18 protein-coding genes and 1 tRNA gene are annotated in these 21,820 nt (G+C 72.8%); 6 read left to right on the top strand and 13 right to left on the bottom strand.

What is annotated here, in order from left to right:
• Positions 1-55: 55 nt before the first annotated feature.
• Positions 56-1,930 (bottom strand): translation elongation factor 4, encoded by a 1,875-nt coding sequence (gene lepA, locus H299_RS0102375; protein ID WP_027747099.1) that lies wholly within the window; start codon positions 1,928-1,930, stop codon positions 56-58.
• A gap of 221 nt (positions 1,931-2,151) precedes the next feature.
• On the opposite strand from lepA, the gene rpsT reads away from it, so the two are divergent.
• Both rpsT and H299_RS31740 read left to right on the top strand, forming a co-directional pair.
• A complete protein-coding gene (gene rpsT, locus H299_RS0102370; protein WP_027747098.1) occupies positions 2,152-2,418 on the top strand; it encodes a 30S ribosomal protein S20 in 267 nt (88 codons plus the stop codon).
• A 405-nt stretch (positions 2,419-2,823) separates the two neighbouring features.
• Positions 2,824-3,714 carry a hypothetical protein gene (locus H299_RS31740; protein WP_051262033.1) on the top strand — a complete coding sequence of 297 codons (891 nt, stop codon included), beginning with the start codon at positions 2,824-2,826 and terminating at the stop codon, positions 3,712-3,714.
• Positions 3,715-3,754: 40 nt separating this feature from the next.
• Here the strand turns inward: H299_RS31740 and holA are convergent, their stop codons facing one another.
• Positions 3,755-4,747: a DNA polymerase III subunit delta gene (gene holA, locus H299_RS0102360; RefSeq protein ID WP_027747097.1), complete on the bottom strand. Its 993-nt coding sequence runs from the start codon at positions 4,745-4,747 to the stop codon at positions 3,755-3,757.
• Positions 4,748-4,810: 63 nt separating this feature from the next.
• On the opposite strand from holA, the gene H299_RS0102355 reads away from it, so the two are divergent.
• Positions 4,811-5,101: a hypothetical protein gene (locus H299_RS0102355; RefSeq protein ID WP_027747096.1), complete on the top strand. Its 291-nt coding sequence runs from the start codon at positions 4,811-4,813 to the stop codon at positions 5,099-5,101.
• Positions 5,102-5,198: 97 nt separating this feature from the next.
• Positions 5,199-6,680: a substrate-binding domain-containing protein gene (locus H299_RS0102350; RefSeq protein ID WP_027747095.1), complete on the top strand. Its 1,482-nt coding sequence runs from the start codon at positions 5,199-5,201 to the stop codon at positions 6,678-6,680.
• Positions 6,681-6,738: 58 nt separating this feature from the next.
• On the opposite strand, the gene H299_RS0102345 is transcribed toward H299_RS0102350, so the two are convergent.
• Genes H299_RS0102345 through H299_RS0102335 form a run of 3 tightly spaced genes read right to left on the bottom strand, consistent with a single transcriptional unit; the run spans position 6,739 to position 8,444 of the window.
• A complete protein-coding gene (locus tag H299_RS0102345; protein ID WP_027747094.1) occupies positions 6,739-7,137 on the bottom strand; it encodes a RidA family protein in 399 nt (132 codons plus the stop codon).
• 40 nt (positions 7,138-7,177) lie between these two features.
• Positions 7,178-7,657, bottom strand: a complete 480-nt coding sequence (locus H299_RS0102340; RefSeq protein ID WP_027747093.1) for an RrF2 family transcriptional regulator — start codon at positions 7,655-7,657, stop codon at positions 7,178-7,180.
• 37 nt (positions 7,658-7,694) lie between these two features.
• A complete protein-coding gene (locus H299_RS0102335) occupies positions 7,695-8,444 on the bottom strand; it encodes an SDR family oxidoreductase (protein WP_027747092.1) in 750 nt (249 codons plus the stop codon).
• 112 nt (positions 8,445-8,556) lie between these two features.
• Here H299_RS0102335 and H299_RS0102330 point away from each other — a divergent pair, with 112 nt between their 5' ends.
• On the top strand, positions 8,557-9,198 hold the full coding sequence (locus tag H299_RS0102330) for a TetR/AcrR family transcriptional regulator (RefSeq protein ID WP_027747091.1): 642 nt from the start codon (positions 8,557-8,559) through the stop codon (positions 9,196-9,198).
• Here H299_RS0102330 and H299_RS0102325 read toward each other — a convergent pair.
• The 8 genes from H299_RS0102325 to H299_RS0102290 form a co-directional block, all read right to left on the bottom strand.
• Entirely contained in the window at positions 9,149-11,698 is a 2,550-nt protein-coding gene (locus H299_RS0102325; protein ID WP_027747090.1) for a ComEC/Rec2 family competence protein, read from the bottom strand. The two genes, H299_RS0102330 and H299_RS0102325, sit on opposite strands and share 50 nt — an antisense overlap.
• 44 nt (positions 11,699-11,742) lie before the next feature.
• Positions 11,743-13,245 (bottom strand): ComEA family DNA-binding protein, encoded by a 1,503-nt coding sequence (locus H299_RS37940; RefSeq protein ID WP_486587121.1) that lies wholly within the window; start codon positions 13,243-13,245, stop codon positions 11,743-11,745.
• Between the two features lie 311 nt (positions 13,246-13,556).
• On the bottom strand, positions 13,557-14,402 hold the full coding sequence (locus H299_RS0102315; RefSeq protein ID WP_027747088.1) for a DegV family protein: 846 nt from the start codon (positions 14,400-14,402) through the stop codon (positions 13,557-13,559).
• 111 nt (positions 14,403-14,513) lie between these two features.
• A complete protein-coding gene (locus H299_RS31730; RefSeq protein ID WP_486587120.1) occupies positions 14,514-15,317 on the bottom strand; it encodes a hypothetical protein in 804 nt (267 codons plus the stop codon).
• A gap of 213 nt (positions 15,318-15,530) precedes the next feature.
• A complete protein-coding gene (gene leuS, locus H299_RS0102305) occupies positions 15,531-18,425 on the bottom strand; it encodes a leucine--tRNA ligase (protein ID WP_027747087.1) in 2,895 nt (964 codons plus the stop codon).
• Between the two features lie 281 nt (positions 18,426-18,706).
• Positions 18,707-18,779 (bottom strand) — tRNA-Ala (locus H299_RS0102300).
• A 154-nt stretch (positions 18,780-18,933) separates the two neighbouring features.
• Entirely contained in the window at positions 18,934-19,167 is a 234-nt protein-coding gene (locus H299_RS0102295; protein ID WP_027747086.1) for a hypothetical protein, read from the bottom strand.
• A gap of 203 nt (positions 19,168-19,370) precedes the next feature.
• Entirely contained in the window at positions 19,371-20,855 is a 1,485-nt protein-coding gene (locus H299_RS0102290) for an MFS transporter (protein ID WP_078512389.1), read from the bottom strand.
• A 110-nt stretch (positions 20,856-20,965) separates the two neighbouring features.
• On the opposite strand from H299_RS0102290, the gene H299_RS0102285 reads away from it, so the two are divergent.
• Positions 20,966-21,811, top strand: a complete 846-nt coding sequence (locus H299_RS0102285) for an MmyB family transcriptional regulator (protein WP_051262032.1) — start codon at positions 20,966-20,968, stop codon at positions 21,809-21,811.
• Positions 21,812-21,820: the final 9 nt, after the last annotated feature.

The following is a 21,820-nucleotide window of genomic DNA, read 5'->3' as shown; positions in this document are numbered from 1 at the left end:
GGTGGTCCCAGCGCGGCCGGAGAGCCGGAAGACCGCCCCGCCCAGGCCGCTCCGGCTACTTCTTCGCCTTGGTGTCCCCGCCGTCGCTGTCACTGGAGAGCGCGGCGATGAACGCCTCCTGGGGCACCTCCACGCGCCCCACGACCTTCATCCGCTTCTTGCCCTCCTTCTGCTTCTCCAGCAGCTTCCGCTTCCGCGAGATGTCACCGCCGTAGCACTTGGCCAGGACGTCCTTGCGGATCGCGCGGACCGTCTCGCGGGCGATCACCCGGGCGCCGACGGCGGCCTGGATCGGCACCTCGAACTGCTGCCGCGGGATCAGCTCGCGCAGCTTGGAGGCCATCCGCACGCCGTACGCGTACGCCTTGTCCTTGTGGACGATCGCGGAGAAGGCGTCCACCCGGTCGCCCTGGAGCAGGATGTCGACCTTGACCAGGTCGGCGGCCTGCTCGCCGCTGGGCTCGTAGTCCAGGGAGGCGTAGCCGCGGGTCTTGGACTTCAGCGCGTCGAAGAAGTCGAAGACGATCTCGGCCAGGGGCAGCTGGTAGCGCAGCTCCACGCGCTCCTCGGAGAGGTAGTCCATCCCCTGGAGGGTGCCCCGGCGGGACTGGCACAGCTCCATGATCGCGCCGATGAACTCGCTCGGCGCGATCAGCGTGGACCGCACCATCGGCTCCCGCACGGAGTCCACCTTGCCGGTGGGGAACTCACTCGGGTTGGTGACGGTGTGCTCGCTGCCGTCCTCCATGGCGACCTGGTAGACGACGTTGGGCGCCGTGGCGATCAGGTCGAGCCCGAACTCGCGCTCCAGCCGCTCCCGTACCACCTCCAGGTGCAGCAGGCCCAGGAAGCCGACGCGGAAGCCGAAGCCGAGCGCGGCCGAGGTCTCCGGCTCGTAGACCAGCGCGGCGTCGTTGAGCTGGAGCTTGTCGAGGGCGTCGCGCAGCTCGGGGTAGTCCGAGCCGTCCAGCGGGTAGAGGCCGGAGAAGACCATCGGCTTCGGCTCCTTGTACCCGCCGAGCGCCTCCGTCGCCCCCTTGTGCAGCTGGGTGATGGTGTCGCCGACCTTGGACTGCCGTACGTCCTTCACGCCGGTGATCAGATAGCCGACCTCGCCCACCCCGAGCCCGTCGGAGGGGGTCATCTCGGGCGAGCTGGCGCCGATCTCCAGCAGCTCGTGCGTGGCGTTCGTGGACATCATGCGGATGCGCTCACGCTTGCTGAGCTGGCCGTCGACGACCTTCACGTAGGTGACCACGCCGCGGTAGGCGTCGTAGACCGAGTCGAAGATCATCGCGCGGGCGGGCGCGTCCGCGACCCCGACGGGGGCGGGCACCTTCCGCACGACGTGGTCCAGCAGCGCGTCCACGCCCTCGCCGGTCTTGGCGGAGACCTTCAGCACGTCCTCCGGCTCGCAGCCGATCAGGTGCGCCAGCTCACCCGCGAACTTCTCCGGCTGCGCGGCGGGCAGATCGATCTTGTTGAGCACGGGGATGATCGTCAGCTCGTTCTCCATCGCGAGATAGAGGTTGGCGAGCGTCTGCGCCTCGATGCCCTGGGCGGCGTCGACCAGCAGGACGCAGCCCTCGCAGGCCGCGAGCGATCGGGAGACCTCGTAGGTGAAGTCGACGTGGCCCGGGGTGTCGATCATGTTCAGGATGTGCGGGACCCCTGCCCCGTCACCCTGCGTGGGCGCCCACGGCATCCGCACGGCCTGGGACTTGATCGTGATGCCCCGCTCGCGCTCGATGTCCATCCGGTCGAGGTACTGGGCACGCATCTGGCGCTGCTCGACGACTCCGGTCAGCTGGAGCATCCGGTCGGCGAGCGTCGACTTGCCGTGGTCGATGTGCGCGATGATGCAGAAGTTGCGGAGCAGCGCCGGATCGGTACGGCTCGGCTCCGGCACGTTCGAAGGGGTCGCGGGCACGCGGGGTCCTGTCGGGTCTGTCGGTGGGGGCTCGGGTCGCTGTGTCGCTCCCATCGTCCCATGAGCGGGCGGAAGCACGGGGCCGCCGACCTGATTGGGAGGCGGGACGGCCTCCTGATAGCCTGGTCCACTGTGTCTCGTGACCGTACCGGTACGGCTGATCCGGGTGGTACGGCAAGCGGGCACCAACCCCTTGTATTCGAACCCGTAAAGGCTCTTTCGTGGCGAACATCAAGTCCCAGATCAAGCGGATCAAGACCAACGAGAAGGCGCGCCAGCGCAACAAGGCGGTCAAGTCGGAGCTGAAGACCGCGATCCGCCGCACCCGCGAGGCCGTCGCCTCCGGCGACGTGGCCAAGGCCACCGAGGCCCAGCGCCTCGCCTCCAAGAAGCTCGACAAGGCCGCCAGCAAGGGCGTCCTGCACAAGAACAACGCCGCCAACAAGAAGTCGGCGCTGGCCCAGCAGGTCGCCTCGCTCAACGGCTGACCCGGGCCCCGCCGTCCCGCCGCCCGCGGCCGGACGGCGCGTCCCTCCCGTCGGCGACGGGCACAGCGGACCCTCTCTCCCGCTCCACGCCGACCCCTGCACGACACCGCGCCGCACGCGGCCTGCGTTCGCCACGCGGGTGCGGCGCACAGCTTCACGCCCGGCCACCGGCCGGTCGTTCACTGCCCGTCCGGGTCCCCGGACGGGCAGTACGCGTTGTGTGGGCAGGGCCGCGCCGGCGGGCGAGCCTCGGCCTACGAGTGGTACCCACCCGTCGTCGAAGCCGTAGGGTTCGCCACTCTCGCTCGCAGGCTTCCCCTTCGTACGTGTCCATGGCCGTCGTCACCCTTGGAGTTCGGGCGGTGGCGAGTGGGCGGGGCGGGCTCGCTCGATAGGGTGCTGAGCATGTCGTTGCCGGGGGCACAACCGAATCCGTACCAGCAGCCCAATCCGTACCAGCAGCCGAACCCGTACGGGCAGATACCGCCGCCGGCGGTCGGCGGCTACGGGCAGGCACCCGCCTCGATGCCGCCCGGCGGCACGCCGGGTCCGCCGGGCGGGCGGCGGGCGGGGTGGGTGTGGGGGCTCGGCGGGGCTTTCCTCGCGTCCGCCGTGTGGGCGGGTTCGCTCTTCGCGACCGGAGCCCTGGACGGCGGCGGGGAGTCCAGCCCGGACCTGGCCGGATACCGCTACCACAAGGACATGTGCGACGTGGCGGCGCTGAACTCCTTCCTGGAGCACTACGAGCGGGACACGTCGGACAGCAACTACCAGTACGCGTCCGAGCAGGAGAAGCTGGACGTGAGCTACTGCAGCCAGGCCCTGGAGGAGCCGGAGCCGGACTCCGAGTCGTATGTGAGCACCCTGGTCGCCGTCAGCGTCGAGTGGCACAAGGGCAGTGATCCGTCGGGCGAGTTCGCCGCCCGCTGGAAGGGTTACGCCCAGCGCGACGACAAGGACTCGTCGTACGCCGTCGAGGCGGTCGGGGACGTCGGCGAGGAGGCGTACCTGGTGACCAAGACCGATGACGAGGACGCGCTGGAGAGCATGACCCTCGCGGTCCGCGACGGCTGGATGACCTACGACATGACCTGGAACCGCTTCACCGGCTCCGCCGACGAGACGTTCGAACTCTCCGAGACGCGCGTCAAGGGCATGCTCACCAAGGACACCCGGGAGGTGCTGGAACGGCTCAAGAAACCGGCCGACAGCCCGCCCGCACGGGACGACGAGGAGCGCGCTCCCGAACGCGACCCCGATGGCGATCCAGGCGACAGCGACCAGGAGGACGTCTGAGCGCGGCCCAGCCGCTCAGCCAGCCGCTCAACCCGACCGCTCAGCGCGAGCGCGCGGCGCGGGCCACCGCGAGGACGGCCTGCTCCAGCGCGTACTCCGGATCGTCGCCGCCGCCCTTGACGCCCGCGTCGGCCTTGGCCACCGCGCTCAGTGCGGCGGCCACGCCGTCCGCCGACCAGCCGCGCATCTGCTGCCGCACCCGGTCGACCTTCCAGGGCGGCATGCCCAGCTCGCGCGCGAGGTCGCCCGGACGCATGCCACGCGGGGCCGTCGCCAGCTTGCCGATCGCCCGGACACCCTGCGCGAGCGCGCTGGTCAGCAGGACGGGTGCCACGCCCGTGGCGAGCGACCAGCGCAGCGCCTCCAGGGCTTCGGCCGCCCGCCCCTCCACCGCGCGGTCCGCGACGGTGAAGCTGGATGCCTCGGCACGGCCCGTGTAGTAGCGCGCGACGACGGCGTCGTCGATCGTGCCCTCGATGTCCGCGGTGAGCTGCGCGGCGGCGGAGGCCAGCTCGCGCAGATCGCTTCCTATCGCGTCGACCAGGGCCTGACACGCCTCCGGCGTCGCGGAACGGCCCGCCGTACGGAACTCGCCGCGCACGAAGGCCAGCCGGTCGGCGGGCTTCGTCATCTTGGCGCAGGCGACCTCGCGGGCACCGGCCTTGCGGGCGGCGTCCAGCAGGCCCTTGCCCTTGGCCCCGCCCGCGTGCAGCAGGACGAGGGTGATCTCCTCGGCCGGAGCGCCCAGGTACGCCTTGACGTCCTTCACGCTGTCCGCGCTCAGGTCATGTGCGGAGCGCACCACGACGACCTTGCGCTCGGCGAAGAGGGAGGGGCTGGTCAGCTCGGCGAGGGTGCCCGGCTGGAGATCCGGGGCGGCCAGCTCGCGGACGTCCGTGTCCGGGTCGGAGGCGCGTGCGGCGGCGACGACCTGTCGCACCGCCCGGTCCAGGAGCAGCTCTTCCTGCCCCACCGCGACCGTGACGGGCGCGAGGGGGTCGTCCGCCGAGGGTTTTCCACGAGTACCGGCCATCGCTGCACAGCATCGCATGACCCACTGACAGCGCCGTGCCACGGGCGGGCGGACAATGGCGGGGTGACCGACGTACGACACATCCTGGTGCTGCCCGACCGCGACGCGGCGAGGGAGGTGGCCGAGGAGCTGCGGGAGCGGTTCGGCCTGCCGGAGGAGCCTCGGGTACTGCGCGAGGCCCTGGCCGGTGAGGACGACGCCGAGGACGCCCAGTGGCTCGTGGTGCTCGAGGAGGACGGGGCCACGGGGGCCTCCGGGGCGGACGGGGCCGCAGGGGAGCGCACGGCGGCGTACGACGCGGCCGGGCTGGAGGCGCTCGCGGCCGAGTACGAGGGCTGGCTGGAGAGGGAGTAGCCTGCCGCAGCGCCCCCGAGTGCACCGCGGGTGAACCTCTGGTGACACCTCGAGGACAACGCCCCCGAAGGGGTTCGAGCGTTCGTACGGTTCATCCGTGGAGTGGCTGAACGCCGAGAACATACTGGGCAGCGCGGGTGTGATCGTCACCGTCGCCGTGCTCGCGTACGAGCGGCTGATCCCGGGTCTCAAACGGATCGGCTACCGCGTGCAGATGGACACGGCCGTCGGGGGCGACACCAGCAGCGGGCAGGCCGACGTGCGGCTCGGGCTGTTCGACGAGGCCCCGGAGATGTCCGACGCCTCGCTCGTCCTGCTCCGCATCGAGAACGACGGTATGAAGGGCATCGGGCAGAACAGCTACGAGACGGACGGGCTCACCGTCACCTTCGCCGGGCGCACCGTCACCGGGGTGGCCGTCACCGAGCCCAACCCCGGTGACCTGGTGGAGAGTCTGACTCCCGACCGGGGGCTCAGCCACGAGGGCAACAAGATCCGCATCCCCAAGGTGCCGCTGAACAAGGGCCACCACTTCAAACTGCTCGTGCTGCTGTCCGGCTCCGGCGTCGGGGGCAAGGTCACCCTCAGCGGCACCATCAACGAGGGCAGCATCAAACGCAACAGGCAGCAGCCGCGGCCCAGCAATCTGCTGCTCGGCGTGGTGGTCTTCCTGGTGCTGCTCGTCGGGGTCCAGCAGACCTTGCTGTGGGCGAACCGCGACGAAGGGCCTGCCACTCCGATCGGCTGCGCGTCGGGCGAGCTGACCCTCATCGGGTCGACCGCCTTCGCCCCGGCCCTGGAGGAGATCGGCGCCGCGTACGAGGCCGACTGCACGGGGGCGACGGTGCGGGTGAGCGCCGACGGAAGCCAGCAGGGGCTGCGCGAACTGGCGCGCGCGGGCGAGGACACCGCGGGCGGGGCACCGGCCATGATCGCAGTGTCCGACGGTGAGGCGACCGGCCAGCCGGAGCTGCGGGGCATCCCGGTCGGGGTCGCCGTGTTCGCCATGGTCGTCAACGACTCGGCCGGGGTCACCGACCTCTCCCCCGCGCAGGTGCAGCGGCTCTACCGCGGCGAGATCCGCAACTGGCGCGACCTGGGCGGCAGGAACGTGCCCGTCCGGCTGGTCAGCCGCACCTCGGACTCGGGCACCCGGAGCATCTTCGAGCGGAGCGTGCTCAACCGGGGCCATGAGGAGGCGACTTCGTCCCAGGACTGCGTGCACCAGGACGATCCCCGCGCCCAGGTGCTGCGCTGCGAGCGCAGCCGCACGCGGCAGGTGCTGGAGACCGTCGGCGAGGTGAAGGGCGCCATCGGCTACGCGGAGGTGCAGGCGGCGGACAAGGCGAAGGGCGTCACGACGCTGGCGCTGGCAGGCCACCAGGCCACGGTGACGGCCGTCAACCAGGGGCGCTACCCGTTCCACTCGGTCGAGTACGCCTACACCTACCGCAATCCGCCCGCCGACTCACTGGCCTCCGAGTTCCTCGGCTATCTGTCCGACGGCGGCGCCCAGAACATCATCCGCACCCACGGCCATCTCTCCTGCACGGGCGGCCAGAGCGCGCAGTTGTGCTGACCCGCCCGTGAGCGGCTGGGGGGAGCGGTCACGGACGGGCCGGTCAGGGGGCGGGCCGTCAGGGACGGACGGCGACCGCGTCGACTTCGAACTGCATGCCGGGCAGGGCGAGCGAGGCCACACCGATCAGGGTCTGGACGGGGGGCCGCTCACCCCAGATCCGGTGGATGACCGCACCGAGCACGGCCAGCCGGGTGGTGTCGTGGTCCGTGATGTACGTACCGAGCCGGACGACGTCACGGAACTCCAGCCCCTCCGCGGCCAGCGCGGTGCCCAGGTGCGCGAAGGACAGCTCGACCTGGCGGGCGAAGTCGGTCTCGGCCACCTCTCCCTCGGCGTCCGAGGCGTACTGGCCCGCGACGAAGACGACGTCGGGCGACGGGGCACTGGCCACATGGCTGTACCCGAACCTCACGGGGTCGTGCAGAGCGTCGGGGTTGGTGAGGGAGTGCGCCATCTCGGATTCCTTCGCGTCGGTATCAGCAGTGAGGTCGAGGTCAGCATCCGGCGTCCGCGAACCACCGTCTGGTGCGGTCCGGGAGGTCGGGCACGCTCCGCCGCACATCGCGCCTGATGTCCTCGAGCGACTGGGCCGCCAACTCCGCGCGCCAGGCGAGATCCGCCCGGCGCATGGCCTGATCGATGAGGCAGGGCAGCCGGAAGCTCTCCGGGTCCGCACCCCACGGCCCCTGTTGGCGGATCTCGGTGCAGCGGAAAGCGGGCTCCGGGCCCTCGATCGCCGTCACCACGTCCATCAGCGTGATCGCGGCCGGCTGGCGGGCCAGTTGGAACCCGCCTCGCGGACCGGAGACGGAGGAGACGATCCCGCTACGGACGAGCGCCTGCATCTGCTTGTTGAGATACGGAGCGGGCAGGTCGTAGAGGGCCGCCAGGCGAGCAATGGGCGCTGCCCTGTCCGGGCCGAGCCAGGACAGGTTCACACAGCAGTGCAGCGCCCACTCCACTCCTTTGCTCATCCTCATATTCTGGATACTACACGTCCAGGATTGAGAATCAGGCGTTCGTCCCCGCGTCGACCGTGATCGCCGTTCCGGTGATGTAGCGGCCGTCCGGGCCCACGAGATGCGCGACGGTGCCCGCCACGTCCGCCGGGTCGAGGTAGTGGCCCAGCGCGGTGATCGCGCGCTCGCCGTCGGATTCCGGACCGTCGGCCGGGTTCATCTCTGTGTCCGTCGAACCGGGCTGGACGACGTTGACAGTGATACCGCGGGGGCCCAGCTCGCGCGCCAGCCCCTTCGTCAGGCCCGTGATCGCCGACTTGCTCATCGTGTACAGCACGATGCCGGGGAAGGGCACGTGATCCACGAGGTTGCTGCCGATGCTCACGATGCGCCCGCTCCCCTGGGGAAGGTGCGGCAGAGCGGCCTGAACGGCGAGGAAGACCGCGCGCACGTGGATGGCCAGGGTGCGGTCCAGCTCCTCCAGGGTGACGTCCTCGACCGGCCCGGCGGGGAAGATCCCGGCGTTGTTGACCAGGATGTCCAGCCGCCCCAGGCTCGCGACCGCGTCGTTCACCGCGGCGGTCACCGCAACGGGGTCCGCCGAGTCGGCCTCGATCGCCACGCCCCGGCGCCCCAGCGCCTCGATCTGCTCCACCACACCGCGCGCCCGCTCCTTGCCGGTGGCGCTGACGTAGGTGAACGCGACATCGGCGCCCTCCTTGGCCAGGCGCACGGCGATGGCCGCACCGATTCCCCTGCTGCCCCCGGTAACCAGCGCCGTCTTGCCCAGCAGTCCGCTCATGTCGCTCCCAGCCTCGATTCTGTGTCGATCAACACAGAAATGCTCACACGGGTCACCCCCGGCCGTCAAGAGATATATTTAACGAGCGGCACAGAATGAGAGGTGGCACAGCATGGCAGCACGCGGGCGCCCCAGAAGCTTCGACCGCGCCACAGCCCTGGAACGGGCCATGGAGACGTTCTGGCAGTACGGCTACGAGGCCACGTCCATGACGGACCTCACTACGGCGATGGGCATCAACTCCCCCAGCCTCTACGCGGCGTTCGGCTCCAAGGAGCAGCTCTTCCGGGAGTCCGTCGCGCTCTACGACGCTACGGAAGGCCATCCGGTGACCCGCGCGCTCACCGAGGAGACCACCGCGTGCGCCGCTGTCGCGGCGGTGCTCCGGGAGAACGCGCGGGCCTACACCGAGAGCGACCGGCCCAGCGGCTGCATGATCGTGCTCGCGGCGACGAACTGCTCACCGTCCAACAGCGCCGCCCGGGACCATCTCGCGGAGTGGCGCCGCAGCGGCGTCGAGGACCTGGCAGCCCGGCTCGAGCAGGGCGTCCGGGAGGGCGAACTCCCGGCGGGCACCGACACCGCCGCCGTCGCCTCGTTCTACACCGCCGTTCTCCAGGGCATGTCCGTGCAGGCGCGGGACGGCGCCTCCCGGCAGGAGCTGGAGCAGGTCGCCGAGTACGCGATGGCTTCGTGGGAGGCCGTCACCGCCCCTCCGCCGCGTGCGCGGCAGTCCGCTCACCCGAGCCGGTGACGGCCAGCGCACCGGAGGTGTCGGTACGCAGCACGGCCGCCCCGCCGTCCCGGAGCGCGCCGACGGTGCGCGGGGACGGATGCCCGTAGGAGTTGTCCGCACCGCAGCTGATGAGGGCGACACGGGGGCTGAGCCGGTCCAGCAGGGCGGGGTCCTGGTAGGACGACCCGTGGTGGGCGACCTTGAGGACGTCCACCTCGGGCAGCTCCGGGTACGCGGCCAGCAGGCCGCGCTGGGCGGGCGGTTCGAGGTCTCCCGGCAGGAACACGCTCAGTCCGCCCGTCCGCACCAGCAGGGTGACGCTCGCGTCGTTCGCCTCCGCACGCCCGGCCGGCCGCTCACCGACCGGCCACAGCACCTGCCAGGAGAGCCCGCCCAGGCCGCGCCGCTCGCCCGGCCCCGCCCGGATCAGCGGGACGCCCTCCCGGCGCGCGACGCGGCGCACGAACTCCGCCTGGTCCCTGGGCTCTTCCAGCACCGTCGTCTGCACCGCCCCGACCGCCCGGCCGCGCAGCGCCCCCGGGAGCCCGGCGACGTGGTCGGCGTGAAAATGGGTGAGCAGCAACAGCGGGATGGCCGTGATCCCCAGCGCGCGCAGGCAGCCGTCCACGGCGCCCGGGTCCGGGCCGGTGTCGACGAGCACGGCTCTGCCGTCCCCCGCGGCCAGGACGAGCGCGTCCCCCTGACCCACGTCGCAGACCACCAGCCGCCACCCCGGCGGCGGCCAGCCGGTCAGGGTGCGGGTGAACGGCGCGGGCCGGAGCAGGGCGAGCAGCAGGAGCAGCACGCAGACAGCCGCCAGCCACGGATGCCCCGGCAGCCGCGGCACCAGCACTGCGGCGGCCACCACGAGGACCAGCAGCAGGAGGGCTCCCGGCAGGGTATCCGGCCAGCCGACGACCGCGCCCGGCACCGCCGCCCCCGTACGGGCGATGGCCGCGATGGCGGCGGTGGGCCAGCCCGCCAGCCAGGCGAACATTTCGGCCGCCGGAAGCGCGAACGGCGCGGTGCCCAGGGCGGCGAACCCCAGCACGGTGGCGGGGGCGACGGCGAACTCGGCGAGCAGGTTGCACGGGACGGCGACCAGGCTGACGTGCGCGGCCAGCACGGCGACCACCGGTGCGCACGCCGCCTGCGCCGCCGCCGCTGCCGCGAGCGCCTCGGCAGGGCGGCCGGGCACGCCGCGGCGGCGCAGCGCGGCGCTCCACCGCGGTGCCAGCGTCAGCAGCGAGCCGGTGGCGAGCACCGAGAGCAGGAACCCGAAGTCGCGCGCCAGCCAGGGGTCCCAGAGGACGAGCAGCAGCACCGCCGCCGCCAGCGCGGGGATCAGCGAACGGCGGCGGCCGGTGCCGATCGCGAGAAGGGTGATCAGCCCGCAGGCGGCGGCCCGCAGCACGCTGGGCTCGGGGCGGCAGACGACGACGAAGCCCAGCACGAGCAGCCCGCCGAGCACGGCCGTCGTGCGCAGCGGCAGGCCCATCCGGGGTGCGAGCCCGCGCCGTTCAGCCCGGGAGGCGATTCCCGGCGGGCCGATGAGCAGGACCAGCAGGACGGTCAGGTTGCCTCCGCTCACCGCGAGCAGGTGCAGCATGTCCGTGGTGCGGAAGGCGCGTTCGAGGTCCTCGGAGACGCGCGCGGTGTCCCCGACGACGAGACCGGGCAGCAGAGCGCGTCGGTCCCCGGAGAGGCCGTCGCTGGCTTCGCGCAGGCCGCTGCGCAGCTCACCCGCCGCACGCTGCGCGGCGTTCGGGCCCCGGACGAGGTGCGGGCGCCCGGCGTCCCGCACGCGCAGTACGGCGGCCAGGTCGCGCCCCCCGCGGCCGGAACCCGCGGCCGGCGCGAACCGTGCCTCGGCACGCAGCCGGGTGGACGGCAGCAGCCGCAGCCAGGCCGCCCGTACGGACGCTCCGCCCGCTTCCGGCGGGGTGACCATCAGCAGGACGGGCGCGCGCAGCCCGCCGGTGTCCTCGCCGCCCGCCGCGACCCGGCCGACCTCGGCGGGGACGAGGACGAGCCGCGGCGAGCGGCGGGGGCCGTGCACCCGCGGACGGGTGAGGCGGGGATCGCCCGTGACGGTCACCTCCACCGTGCCGTGCGCGTGTGCGGCGGCCAGCTCCGGGACGGGGCCCCGGCTCACGTCGGCGGCGTGCAGCGCGGCGGACGCGGCGGCGGCGGACGCGCAGAGCAGCGTGGTCGCCGCGGCGACGAGCAGGCGCCGCCCGCGGCCCGGACCGCGGCCCCCCGGTGGAGCTGCCGTACGGGCAGCCGCGGCGGCGCCGGGAGCGGCGGGGTCCCCGCCGCAACGGACCGCGAGCAGGACTGCGGCCAGCGCGGCGCATCCCGCCACGGCCACCGCAGCCGCCACCGCCCCGCCCGAAGCACCGAGCGCCAGCGCGGCCGCCGCCCAGGCGGCGAGCGCGGGCGGGAGCAACCGCAGGTCGGCGGGCCCCTCCTGGCGGGGCTCGGCGGCACCCAGACCGCTGCGGGACGCCAGATGCACGCCCCTGCGAGGGCGGGGGCGCGGCGCTGTCGACGCCCCGCCGGTCACGGGCCGACCCGTGGGGCAAGCTCGGCGAACCGCGCCTCCCCGATGCCGTTCACCTCGTTCAGTTCCTCGACGGAGCGGAATCCGCCGTGCTGGGTGCGGTAGTCGATGATGTGCTGCGCCAGCACGGGGCCGACCCCTGGCAGCGTCTCCAACTGGGCCGCCGTGGCGGAGCCGAGGCTGATCCGCGCACCCGCCGCCGGTGCGGCGGTGCCGCCCGGCGCCGCTCCGGGCGTCCCGGCACCGGGCGCCGCGCCGGGCTGCGGGGTCGCGCCCGCCACGATCTGCTCGCCGTCCACCAGCAGCCGTGCCTGGTTGAGCCCCGCGGTGTCCGTGCCGGGCCGCAGGCCGCCCGCCGCCTTGAGGGCGTCCGCGACCCGGGAGCCCTGGGGCAGGGTGCGCATACCCGGCCGCCGGACCTTGCCTGCCACGTCCACGGTGACCGGCGCACCGGTACGAGCGGCCGTGTCCGCGCCGCCGGGACCGGCCGGAACCGGAGAGCCCGGGGAGCCCGGAGCCCGGTCCGACGGAGTCGGGGAGGAATCCGGTCCGAGGGCCGGGGGCGCGCCCACGGACTGGGGCCGTCCGGTCCAGAAGTGCTGGACGGCGAAACCGACGGCGACCAGGAGGACGACGGCCAAGGCGGCCAGGGTCTTCGGCTCCACCCCGCACCGGAGCTGGAGCCAGAGCGGCAGCCGCTCCCGCACCGCCCGGCCCCGCCGCCCGCGTGGCGAACCCTCCGGACTGGTACCGCCCGCGTCCGCGCCGCCGGCGTCGTCCGCGCCGCCGTCACGGTCGCCGCCGTCACGGTCCTGCCCCTCCGGGGACGGTACGGGGGCCGGCACGGCCGGAGGCACGGGAACGGGCACGGGCACCGTGGCCTCGCTCGCGTCGCCCTGACCGCGCGCCCCGGGGCCGCGCAGCGCGCCCAGCGGCACCCGCGCCAAGGGGCGGTCCGGCCCGCCGAGGCACGTGGACGACGGCGTACGGTCGGCCACCGGTGCGCCCTCCCGGGGGCCGCCGCCGCGCCCGCCGCCCGGCCGGGTGCCGTACGGCCGGGCTGTGCGGGCCCGCCCCCGGCGGCTGTCCCGCACCGCCGCGCGGGCGGCCGAGACCGCCGCGTCGCGGGGCAGGACGCCCTCGGCCGGCACGAGAGGGTCAGGCGCCCCCGCTGCGGGTGCCGCGCGGCCCTCCGGTGCCCCCCGCCCCCGGCCCACCGCGCGGCGGACGGGACGCGCTCCCGCGAGCGGACCGCCCGGCAGCACGATGCCCGCAGCGGCGACGGGCCGGGCACCGGCCGCCGCGCCGCCCTGCGGCCGGTCGGCGAAGATGAGACCGCCGGGTGCGGGAGTCTCCGGGCTGCCGGTACCGCCACGGCCGCCTGCCCGGCCGCCGATCGGTGACGCGGACGACGGACCGGAGCCTCCCGAGCCGTGCGGGGCGCCCAGCTCGCCCCCGGCCGCCCGCGCCGGAGCGAACAGCGCCGCCGCGCGACGCGACACAGGGGCAGGCATGGGAGCGGGAGCGGGCCCGACGGCTACGGGCCCGCCACCCGTCGGGGCCGCACGCGCGCGGCGGCGTACGCCCCTCCCCGGCGCACGACGGCCAGGAGCACGGTGGCCAGGGGCACGGTGACTCGGTCGAACGGTGTCGTGTCGTGATCGCGTGGTCATGCCGAGCGACGGTACGGAACTCCCGCCGCATCAAATGATCTTGCTCGTTTTCTGGGGATAACTCGCCGGTTGTGCATAACCCCGCCACCCGGCCGCCGCCCCGTCCGGGCACCCGCAGCTCCGGGTACCCGCCGCTCCGGTCAGCGCCGCGAGACCACCGCGCCCAGCAGCCCCGGCCCGGTGTGCGCACCGATGACCGCGCCGACCTCGCTCACATGCAGGTCGACCAGCCCCCGCACGCGCCCGCGCAGCCGTTCCGCCAGCTTCTCCGCCCGCTCCGGCGCCGCCAGATGGTGCACCGCGATGTCCACCGGCGCCTCGCCCGCCCGCTCCACCGCGATCTCCTCCAGCCGGGCGATGGCGCGGGAGGCCGTACGTACCTTCTCCAGCATGGCGATCCGGCCCTCGGCCAGTTCGAGCAGCGGTTTGACCGCCAGGGCGGAGCCGAACAGCGCCTGCGCCGCGCCGATCCGGCCGCCCCGGCGCAGATAGTCGAGCGTGTCGACATAGAAGTACGCCGAGGTGCGCTCCGCCCGTTTCACAGCGGCGGCCACCGCCTCCTCGGCGCCGCCGCCCGCGCTCACCACGTCGGCGGCCGTGAGCGCGCAGAAGCCCAGCGCCATCGCGACCATCCCCGTGTCCACGACCCGCACGGGCACCGGTGCATCGCGAGCCGCGAGCAGCGCCGCGTCGTACGTGCCCGAGAACTCCGCCGACAGGTGCAGGGAGACGACGGCGCGCGCGCCGTCCTCGGCCGCCGCTCGGTACGCCGCAGCGAAGGTCGCGGGGCTCGGCCGCGAGGTCGTCACGGGCCGCCGCCGGCGCAGTGCCTCGGCCAGCGAGCGGGCGGAGATCTCGGCGCCCTCCTCCAGCGCCTCGTCACCGAGCACCACGGTCAGCGGCACGGAGCGGATGCCGTGCGCCTCCAGTGCCTCCTGCGGCAGATAGGCCGTGGAGTCAGTGACGATGGCGACATGGCGGGACATGGACTGGAGGTTATCTCCCGGCGTACCCGGTGGGGAGCGCAGGCCCGGACGTCCGTCCGCGGCAGGCCGCGCCGGTCTGCGGGCCGCCGTCGAAGGGCCGCCGCAGCGCGGTCAGGAGGCCGCCGGACCGCCCGGCTCCTCCAGCTTCTCCTGCTGCCCGTCCCGCTCCCCCGACGAGCCTGAGCCGCCCGGCTCCGCCGCACCCGAGGACTCCGACGCCCCAGAAGGCCCCGACGCTCCCGAGAACCCCGCCCCCGGCTTCTCCAGACTCGGCCGCGCGCCGTCCGCCGACGGCTCCACCGCGGCCCGCTCCGCTCCGGCCGGCTCCACCCCGGCGCGCTCAGGCTCGGCCGCCGGCGCGATGCCGCCCGCCGGGGTCTGCCAGCGCAGCGCACCCGACTCGATCTCGATCTGCTCCCGCAGCGACGCGAGCCCCTCCGCGTCGAACTGCTGGGCGCGGTCCTGCGCCGCGAAGCGCAGCGAATCGGCCGACTCCCGGATGGTGTCGACCCGCTTGCGCACCTCCGGCAGCCGCTCGGTGATCCGGACGCGGTCGGGCTCCCGCTCCATCAGGAGCCGCAGTTCGCCGTCGACCTGCCGCGCATGGTCGTGCAGCCGGTCGAGCAGCCCGAGCGCCTCGCGAAGCGACGGATCGCTCTCCGCACCGGCCTCCAGCGCGCGGCGCGTGCTGTCGATGGAGGAGCGCAGCTCCATCCGGACCCGGGCGACCTCGCCGACGGGGCCGGGCTGCACCGTCCGGGCCTTCAGCGAGGTCTCCTCGACCGTCCGCCGCACCTGCGCACCCGTACGCTCCACGCCGCGCTTGACCGCGCGCACCGTCCGCACCGCGGCCACCACGCCCAGCGTCACGCACAGCACGACCAGCAGAGCCAGTACGGCGATGACGAATTCCACCCCGTGCTCCTTCGTCCGACGGCGGCGATGACTCCCGCTGCCCTTGCGCTGCCCTTGCCATGTCCCTGGTACTGGTGCCGGCACTGCCCTCGCCACGTCTGCCGCCCGTGGCCGCACCTGGAACTCCCAGCCTAAACGGCCGGGGGCGGCCCGGGGTTCCGCAGCACCCGGACCGCACCCTGGCCGCGCCCGTAGGAGACGTCAGGAAGGACCTCAGGAGGGGACGATGTTCACCAGCTTGGGCGCCCGCACGATGACCTTCCGAATCCCCGCACCCTCCAGGGCGGCGACCACCGGCGGCGCCGCCAGCGCGAGGGCCTCCAGCTCCTCCTCGGTGATCGACGGGGCGACCTCCAGCCGCGCCTTGACCTTGCCCTTGACCTGGACGACGCAGGTCACGCTCTCGTCGACGACGTACGCCGGATCGGCGACGGGGAAATCCTCGTGCACGACGGACGACTCGTGGCCCAGCCTGTGCCACAGCTCCTCGGCGACGTGCGGCGCCAGCGGGGCGATCAGCAGCACCAGCCCCTCGGCGACCGGGCGCGGCACCGAGCGCTCCTTGGTGACGTGGTTGTTCAGCTCCGTCACCTTGGCGATGGCGGTGTTGAAGCGCAGGCCCGCCAGGTCCTGCCGGACGCCGTCGATCGCCTTGTGCAGGGCACGCAGCGTCGCCTCGTCCGGCTCGTCGTCGGTGATCCGCAGCTCGCCGGTCGCCTCGTCCACGACGTTCCGCCACAGCCGCTGGAGCAGGCGGTACTGGCCCACCACGGCCCGGGTGTCCCAGGGCCGTGAGACGTCCAGCGGGCCCATCGCCATCTCGTACAGCCGCAGCGTGTCCGCGCCGTACTCCGCCCAGATCTCGTCGGGCGTCACCGCGTTCTTCAGCGACTTGCCCATCTTGCCCAGCAGCCGGGTGACCTTCTGGCCCTCGTGGAAGTACGCGCCGTCGCGCTCCTCCACCTCGGCGGCGGGCACCGCGATGCCGCGGCTGTCCCGGTAGACGTACGCCTGGATCATGCCCTGGTTGACCAGCTTGTGGAACGGCTCCGCGGAGGAGACGTGCCCCAGGTCGAAGAGCACCTTGGACCAGAAGCGGGCGTACAGCAGGTGCAGCACGGCGTGCTCGGCGCCGCCGACGTACAGGTCGACGCCGCCGCTGGGCATGCCCTCGCGGGGGCCCATCCAGTACCGCTCGACGGCCGGATCGACCAGCGCGCTGTCGTTGCGCGGGTCCAGGTAGCGCAGCTCGTACCAGCAGGAGCCGGCCCAGTTGGGCATCGTGTTGGTCTCGCGGCGGTATCTGCGCGGTCCGTCGCCCAGGCCCAGGTCCAGGGTGACGTTCACCCACTCCTCGTTGCGCGAGAGCGGGGTCTCGGGGGAGGTCTGCGCGTCGTCGGGGTCGAAGGTGCGCGGCGAGTAGTCGTCGACCTCCGGCAGCTCCAGCGGCAGCATCGACTCGGGCAGCGCGTGCGCGATGCCTGCCTCGTCGTACACGATCGGGAACGGCTCGCCCCAGTAGCGCTGGCGGCTGAACAGCCAGTCGCGCAGACGGTAGTTGACGGTGCCCGCGCCGACGCCCTGCGCCTCCAGCCAGGCGGTGATCTTCTCCTTGGCCCGGGTGACGCCCAGGCCGTCCAGCGTGATCCGCGGCCCGGCGGAGTTGACCAGGTGTGCGTCGTACGAGACGAACGCGTCGTCCCAGGCCGCGGCGTCGGTGCCGCGGTCGTCGGAGGGCTCGACGACGCACCGGATCGGCAGCTCGAAGGCGCGTGCGAACGCGAAGTCGCGGTGGTCGTGCGCCGGTACGGCCATGATGGCGCCGGTGCCGTAGCCCATCAGCACGTAGTCCGCGATGAAGACCGGCAGCTGTTCGCCGCTGACCGGGTTGGTGACGTACGCGCCCGTGAAGACGCCGGTCTTCTCCTTGGCGTCGGCCTGCCGCTCGACGTCCGACTTGGCGGCGGCCTGCGCCCGGTAGGCGGCGACCGCCTCCGCCGGGCCGGCGTACCCGCCCGTCCACGCCTCGTGGGTGCCCTCGGGCCAGGCGTCGGGGACGATACGGGAGACCAGGTCGTGCTCGGGTGCCAGCACCATGTAGGTCGCCCCGAACAGCGTGTCCTGCCGGGTGGTGAAGACGGTGATCGCGTCGCCCGACGGCTCCGGCCCTGCGGTGTGCACCGGGAACGCGATCCGCGCGCCCTCGCTGCGGCCGATCCAGTTGCGCTGCTGGAGCTTGATCGCGTCGGGCCAGTCCAGGTCGTCCAGGTCGTTCAGCAGCCGCTCGGCGTAGGCGGTGATGCGCATGTTCCACTGGCGCAGCTTGGCCTTGAAGACGGGGTAGTTGCCGCGCTCGGAGCGGCCCTCGGCGGTGACCTCCTCGTTGGCCAGCACGGTGCCCAGCCCCGGGCACCAGTTCACCGGCGCCTCGGAGGCGTAGGCCAGCCGGTATTCGCCGAGCAGGTCGGCGCGCCCGGCCGCGTCCAGCTCACGCCAGGGGGCTCGGCCCTGCGGCGTGTGGCGCCGCCCGGTCTCGAACTCTTCGACCAGCTCCGCGACAGGACGGGCGCGCCGCGCCTCCTCGTCGTACCAGGAGTCGAAGATCTGGAGGAAGATCCACTGGGTCCACCGGTAGTACTCCGGGTCGATGGTCGCGAAGGAGCGGCGCTGGTCGTGGCCCAGGCCCAGGCGCCGCAGCTGCGCCCTCATGTTGACCATGTTGGCCTCGGTGGAGGCCCGCGGGTGCGTGCCGGTCTGCACCGCGTACTGCTCGGCGGGGAGCCCGAAGGCGTCGAAGCCCAGCGTGTGCAGGACGTTGTGGCCGGTCATGCGATGGAAGCGCGCGGTGACATCGGTGGCGATGTACCCCAGAGGGTGGCCGACGTGCAGGCCGGAACCGGAGGGGTAGGGGAACATGTCCATGATGAACTTCTTGGGCTTGGCGACCGTCTCCGCGTCCCCGCCCAGCTCGCCGTCACCCGGATTGGGCGCCTCGTAGGTGCCCTGCTTGTCCCAGAAGTCCTGCCAGCGCGTCTCGATGTCGGCGGCCAGCGCCGCCGTGTAGCGATGGGGTGCCGCGCTCTCGGCGGCGGTCGTCGTCTCGCTCATCGTCCTCAAGGCTCCATCGGTCGTCTCTGCTCCGGGAAAACGAAAAATCCCCTCACACAGGAGGGGACGCCGCGCTGGTCCGGCCCCGGATCACCGGGGGCCGACAGGTCTCAGCGCGGCTCGCTAAGCAGAAGGCGTACGGCACGCATGCGGCCAGAGTACCGCACGGGCCCGCACCGCCCGTAGGGAAGACGACACGCAGCGACGCAAGACGAACGGGCCACCCGCACCGGGCAGCCCGCTCGAATTCGCCTCTTGAATCGGCACTTCTCACTTCGCTGTGGAGCTAAGGAGAATTGAACTCCTGACCTCTTGCATGCCATGCAAGCGCTCTACCAACTGAGCTATAGCCCCAAGATTTGGTCCGCGCGAAAGACGGAGGCAAGGTGGCACTGTCAATGATTCGGCAGTTTCCCTGCGGCGTCCCCGCGGCGGCGATGCCTACTGTACACGCCCGCCGCGGTACTCCGCCAAATCATTCCGCTCCCGGCCCGGCCCGCAGGGGTTCTCAGGCCGTGGCGAAGGAGTAGAAGCGTTTCAGCGTGCAGTGCTCGTCCAGCAACCGGCCGTAGATGGGCTCGCCGTCCAGCTCACGGTACGTCTCGATCGGGTCGCCCTTTATGATCAGCGCCCGCGCGCACTCCTCGCACCAGTACTGGAATGCGGTGTTGACAGGCTCCATGTCACGGACGACCGGCGTACCGCTGCCACACCAGTCGCACTTCCGGCTGTGTGCGCCCATCAGTCAGCTCCAGCTGTGGCCGCAGGCCGTGCACACGTAGGAAACGCCTCCATTGTCGCCGAGCACCTGGGCGATGTTCGATGATCCGCAAGCGGGGCACTGAAGGAACATCGCCGGCATCGCTGCTGCGCCTCCCTCGGCCCCGACCCCCTTTACCCGTCGTCACGATTCTGCCACGTTCTTCCCGCCGGCAGGAGCCCCGGTCACGCACGCCGTCGTACGAGTCCCCCGAACACACCGATCGCGGACGTCGCCGCGAGTGCGATCCCGGTCGCCCAGATGGCCTCCGCGGAGGACCCGGTCGCCTCGACACGGTTGAGGTAGAGGGTGCCCAGAGTGGCGACCCCCACGAGCATGCCCAGCTGCGTCACCGTGGTCAGCAGACCGCTGGCGTCGGCCGCCTCCTGCGGACGTACGGACCCCAGCGCGCGGGTGAGCGTCGGGCTGTAGGCGAAGCCCAGCCCGACGCCGACGCCGAGGAACGCGAGGTAGAGCACCGGCCCGCCGCCCCCGCCGTCCCGCAACAGCGCGCCCAGCCCCGCGTACGAGACGCCCGCCAGGGCGAACCCGGCCGGGACGGCGGGCCCCAGCAGCCGCTCCGGCAGCCGCCGCCAGAAGAGCCCGACCGCGCCGAACGCGACGGCGGTCGGCAGGAACATCAGCCCGGAGCGCAGCGCGCTGTACTCCAGTCCGGCCTGGAGGTGCAGTGAGAGCGCGAAGAGCAGGCCCGCGTTCAGCATCATCACCAGGCTCGTGCGGACGACGGCCAGCGGCATGCCGGGCGCGCCCAGCACCCGGGGGGAGATCAGCGGCGCACCGCCGCGCCGCGCGAGGCGCCGCTCGTACGAGACGAAGACCGCGAGCACCACGAGGCTCAGCGCCAGCGACAGCCAGCACCACAGCGGCCAGTCCTGCTCCTCCCCCAGCACCAGCGGGACGGTGAAGAGGCAGACGGCGGCGGCCAGCAGCAGCAGGCCGGTCAGGTCGAGACCGCGCGTACGGGCCTCGCCGCTTCCGCCCCGCTCCCCGCGCGGCAGCACCCGCGGTCCCAGGACCAGCAGGAAGACGCCGATCGGCACGTTGACCAGGAAGGCGGGACGCCATCCCGCGCCGAAGAGGTCGGCGCTGACCAGGACGCCGCCGACGATCTGCCCGGCCGCCGCACCGGTCGCGATCACGGCGGTGAAGGCACCGAGCGCGCGGGCGCGGGACGGGCCGGTGAAGGTGAGCTGGATGAGGCTGAGCACCTGCGGCATCATCAGCGAGGCGCCCGCGCCCTGCAGGAAGCGGAAGCCGATCAGCTGCCCGGAGCCGCCCGCCAGTCCGCAGGCCAACGACGCGAGCGTGAAGACCGCCAGGCCCAGGAGGAAGAGGCGGCTGTGGCCGAACCGGGCGCCCAGCCGCGCGCCGGTGATCAGCAGCACCGCGTAGCTGATCGTGTAGCCCGCGACGATCATCTGGAGCGCGGCACCGGAGGCGTCGAGGTCCGCACGGATGGTGGGCGTCGCGACGTTGACGATGAAGATGTCCAGCAGCGCCATGAACTGGCCGGTCAGGACGGTGAAGAGCACCCAGCCGCGGCGGATGTCAGTGGCGGCCTCTTTACTTGCCGCAGGGCTGCCGTCCCCGGAGACAGGTCTGGACGAGGAGCCGGACGAGGAGCCGGACGAGGAGAGGGTCTCGGTCATGCCCTCACCCTGCGCCCCAGGTGGTACCCGTAACGAGAGCCCGCTGATACGGGTACTGACAGCACCTGGCACCGCCGGGCGGTCTGCGTGACGATGAAGGGGTGACATCGATGACAGCACAGCGGCGCAGGCCCGAACTGGCCGCGTTCCTGCGCAGCCGCCGTGCCCGGATCACGCCCGGCGACGTGGGCATGCCGCCAGGGCCGCGGCGGCGTACGCCCGGCCTGCGGCGCGAGGAGGTCGCCCAGCTGGCCGGGGTGGGGGTCACCTGGTACACGTGGCTGGAGCAGGGCCGCCCGATCAACGCCAGTGCCCAGGTGCTGAACGCCGTGGCGAGGACGCTGCGGCTGGACGGGGCAGAGCGGGAGCATCTCTACCAGCTGGCCGAGGTGCCCTTCGCCCCCGAGCAGGTCTCGCACACCGCCGAGGTCAGCGACGAACTCCAGGGCGTGCTCGACGCGATGGTCCCGCTGCCCGCCGTCATCTACAACTGCCGGTACGACGTCCTGGCCACCAACTCGTCCTACCACAGGCTCTTCCGGATACCCGACGGCGTGCCCCGCCCGTTCAACGTGCTGTGGACGCTGTTCACGACCGACCTCGCCGACTGCCCGCTGGTCTGCCGCGAAGACGAACTGCCCGTGATGGTGGCCACGTTGCGCAGCGCGTACGGGCGGCATCTGGGCGTACCCGCCTGGGAGTCGTTCATCCGTCAGCTCTCGGACATCAGCCCGGAGTTCGCCCGGATGTGGGCCAACGGCGATGTGGTGCCGCCGGGGCCGCGGCTGAAGACCTTCCGGCACTCGGCGGTGGGGATCATCCGGATGACCTCGGTGTCGCTGTCCGTGAACGGCCTGCCGCAGGCCCGGATCGTCGTCTACACACCCAGCGACGAGGAGAGCCGGGCGAAGCTGACAAAAATCCCGCCTCCACAGGAGGCGGGATCGGCACGGTGATGCGGTGTG

Source organism: Streptomyces sp. CNH287 (assembly GCF_000424825.1).
The sequence above is the reverse complement of the archived record's forward strand: the minus strand, read 5'-3'. Positions and strand labels throughout refer to the sequence as shown.